The sequence below is a fragment of the uncultured Gimesia sp. genome (assembly GCF_963972345.1).
Classification (GTDB): Bacteria; Planctomycetota; Planctomycetia; order Planctomycetales; family Planctomycetaceae; genus Gimesia.
Genome location: NZ_CAXAVM010000326.1, coordinates 1 through 3,780 on the forward strand (window position 1 = coordinate 1; position 3,780 = coordinate 3,780).

2 protein-coding genes are annotated in these 3,780 nt (G+C 55.8%); both read right to left on the minus strand.

What is annotated here, in order from left to right; all coding sequences use genetic code 11:
• Positions 1 to 76: 76 nt before the first annotated feature.
• A complete protein-coding gene (locus AACZ40_RS28505) occupies positions 77 to 1,096 on the minus strand; it encodes a dienelactone hydrolase (protein WP_291169236.1) in 1,020 nt (339 codons plus the stop codon).
• Between the two features lie 193 nt (positions 1,097 to 1,289).
• On the minus strand, positions 1,290 to 2,810 hold the full coding sequence (gene ilvA / locus AACZ40_RS28510; protein ID WP_291169239.1) for a threonine ammonia-lyase, biosynthetic: 1,521 nt from the start codon (positions 2,808 to 2,810) through the stop codon (positions 1,290 to 1,292).
• Positions 2,811 to 3,780: the final 970 nt, after the last annotated feature.

Below are 3,780 nucleotides of genomic sequence, written 5' to 3' on the forward strand. Positions count from 1 at the left end.
TTTACACTATTAAAACGGTTTTGAGATGACCTCTAGAAATTTCTTTCCTAAAGAGACATTCGCGCGTTGCCTACGCTTACTGTTTCACTTTCTTCCCCGATCGGGTCTGGAACTGCCATTCGTCTTTCGGGTCGAGTTGCTGCTGGCAGGGTTTGCCCTGGAGCCAGACGCGGGCGTTTTCGTTTCGGCGGAGATAGGTGTCCCAGAATGCGGTGGTGACGGCCAGGATCTCTTCATGATATTTGGGATTGCGGCGGATGCGGCCCGGGCGTTCGTTGCCGTCAGCAAAGGCGGAGTGCGGGGCGTCGATCAGCACGAGTTCGTATTTGTCGATCGTGTCGGGCAGACCCTGGTAGACTTTGCGGCGGTCTGCAACGGTGGTGTCGTTGATGGGGGAGGTGTCTTTCGTGCCGGTCAGCAGCATCCAGGGAATCTTCACCTCGCCAAAAGAAATCGCAGGATCGGTTCTGCCTTGCGTGCTGGGGCTGAACATGACGGCGGCTTCGATACGGGGATCGGTAAACCGCTGACCGACGAGTCGCCAGGCCTGGCCGCTGACTCCCTGGGTGGTGATCGCACCATAGGAATGGCCTGACATGCCGATGTGCTGCAGGTCCAGCTTTTTGTGAAACGGGTGGGTAGAGTCATTATTCCACAGCGCCAGCTGATCCAGTACCGCCGAGACATCCTGGTAGCGGTCGACGGTATTCTGCAGCGTCGTCGCGGATTTCAATGCCTTGAGCCGTTCGAGCAGAGCCACTCCTTTCCAGACATCTTCATCGCTGCCGGCATGCTGCATGTAGACGACAACATAACCGCGGGCCGACCAGTGTTCTCCCAGATATTGACAGCCTTTCCGGGTACCACCCAGACCGTGGCTGAACAGGATTACCGGGGCGGCCTGCTTTTGTGCAGGGAGATAAATCCGCAGGGGAATGTCCCGGTCGCGGTTTTTGTCACGCATCGTGATGTCGATTGGTTTACCAGGATTGCCTTCTGTCGCTTTCAGGGGATTATAGGGTTCCGCCGAGGTCGAATGAGGGGCAGACAGCAGCAGACTGGCGGTCAGAAAGAGACAGAGTGACAGAAGTTTCATGGGTTCATCCTGCTTTAGCTTACTGCTTTATGAACGAATGGATTTCGACAGTGAATGTCACTGATAGTGATCAAACCGCAGAGTTGCAAATTTGGCCACGACTATCTAACACACTGTAACAGTGGCCGTGTCGTTTGATTATATCAATTCTGAATTGAAATACGCAGGAAAATCTGGCGACCGCCTGGAGAGATTACCGCAGAAACAGGCGATAGACGGGGTTGGCTGTTTCATCGATGTGGCGGTAACCTAATGTTGCGAGGAAGTCCTGGAAGTCCGGCAACTCGGCATCGGGAACCTGGATGCCGACCAGGATGCGGCCGAAGTCGGAACCCTGATTGCGGTAATGGAACAGGCTGATGTTCCAGCTGGGATGCATGTGCGAGAGAAATCGCATGAGGGCACCGGGTCGCTCGGGGAACTCAAAACGGTAGAGCCGTTCATTGCCGACGAGGGGACTGCGGCCCCCCACCATGTAACGGAGATGGTCTTTGGCCAGATCGTCGTCGACCAGGTCGAGGGCGACGAATCCCCGGGAGGCGAAGTCATCGGTGATTTCCGGGACTTCGCTGCGATTGCGGATCGACAGGCCGACCAGCACATGGGCTTCGCGTTCATCACAGATACGATAACTGAACTCAGTGACACTCCGCTGGCCGACAATTTCGCAGAACTGTTTGAAACTGCCGCGTTCTTCCGGGATGGTGACGGCGAACAGGGCCTCGCGTTCTTCACCGACCTCGGCCCGTTCGGCGACAAACCGCAGCCGGTCAAAATTCATGTTGGCACCGCAGGTGATGGCGACCAGATGCTGTCCCTGCAGTTGATGCTGCCTGGCATACTGCTTCATTCCGGCGATCCCCATCGCACCGGCGGGCTCGAGGATGCTGCGTGTATCTTCAAAGGCATCTTTGATGGCAGCGCAGACAGCGTCGGTATCGACGGTCACGAAATCGTCGACCAGTTCCTGTGTCAGGCGGAAAGTTTCCGTGCCCACCAGTTTGACGGCGGTACCATCGGAAAAGAGACCGACATCGGGCAGGCTGACCGGATGGCCCTCCTGGATCGACTGCAGCATGGCATTGGAGTCGGTCATCTGCACGCCGATGACTTTGATTTCGGGGCGAACCGCTTTGATATAGGCGGCGACGCCGGAGATAAGACCGCCGCCCCCGATGGCAACGAAGACGGCGTGAATGGGATGCTGGTGCTGACGGAGGATTTCCATGCCGACCGTTCCCTGGCCGGCGATGACATCGGGATCATCAAACGGATGAACGAACACGTACTGGTACTGTTGCTGCAGTTCGAGTGCGTGCACGTAGGCATCGGAATAGCTGTCGCCAAACAGGATGACCTGGGCTCCCAGGGCACGGACCGCGTCGGATTTCAGCTCGGGAGTGGTCACGGGCATGACAATATGCGCCTGGCAGCCGAGCTGTCGGGCACTGAGGGCGACTCCCTGGGCATGGTTTCCGGCGGAGGAGCAGACGACGCCCCGCGCGAGTTCGGCGGGTGTCAGACGTGACATCTTATTGTAGGCCCCGCGAAGTTTGAAGCTGTGGACCGGCTGTTTGTCTTCCCGCTTGAGCCAGATCTGGTTTCCCAGACGCGTTGACAGTTTTTCCGCCAGTTCCAGCGGGGATTCAATGGCGACATCATAGACGCGGGAATTAAGAATTCTCTGCAGATAGTCCAGCAAGCGGGTTTCCATGAAGTGTGACTTTTCAAAGCTTTGGGAGAGTTAATGTTAACAGGTTTCTGATCTGACAAAATGGAACGGTTCGGGTTCGCATTGTATCAAGCCTGGTTCTGATTGTTCATCTACATGTGGTTTGCAGTGATCCGCTAGAATACAGGGAAAGACGTGATTAAACCAGTGTGCTGTCAGCAGGTGGTGTGGATCTGGTTTGCTGGTGTGGGAGAGTTTCTTCTACTGTGTGAACCGATCTGTCCGTTTCCTGCTGGCTGCGCTCGTCCCGGATGTGCATCCGGGAGCACCCTTTCTGTTGATATGGGACTGGTTGATCGAACACTGTCGGGCAAGCCGACAGTGGCACGCGCACGTCTGATTTTGCAGGAGACTTTGCAATTAAGATAAGTGGTTTCCGGGTGCCATGGCCGGCTTGTCCGGCCGTGCGAAGTGAGTAGGGGGGAAGTCTGGTTCTGGAAGGAACGCGGTAGCTGCGACCTCCTGCTCGCTGCGCTCGGCCCGAATTGCATTCGGGCTCACCCTGCTTTTCTGAGTTAGGATGGATACTCAAAGCACTGTTGGGCAAGCCAACAGTGGCACCCGCACGGGGGAGAGGACAATGAGAGTTTGTTATTGTTGTGAGGTTCATTCTTGTGTTCGAACTATTGATCTGGAGTCCGTTGGCTGGTGTTTGTGGTTCGTTGCATGTTGGATTATTTTGTGGAAAGACAGGGGGGCGTCAAGGGGGATGAACAATCAATTGTGGCGATACGGGTTGATAAAGGACCGATGCTGGTGTGATCAGTGGCGGTGCCGGGGCGAAGCTTTGCGATGTGCGGCGACCCGCAGGGTTACATCACGAACGGGTGTGCTTTCAGGCAGTGCAAATCGGGAAAAAACAGGCTGTATTGCAGTGAAGATTCAGAACTACTGTGGCGTGTTTCAGTGCACTGTAAACTGGGCACGCGCGCGACTCAAAACAGCGCTTATC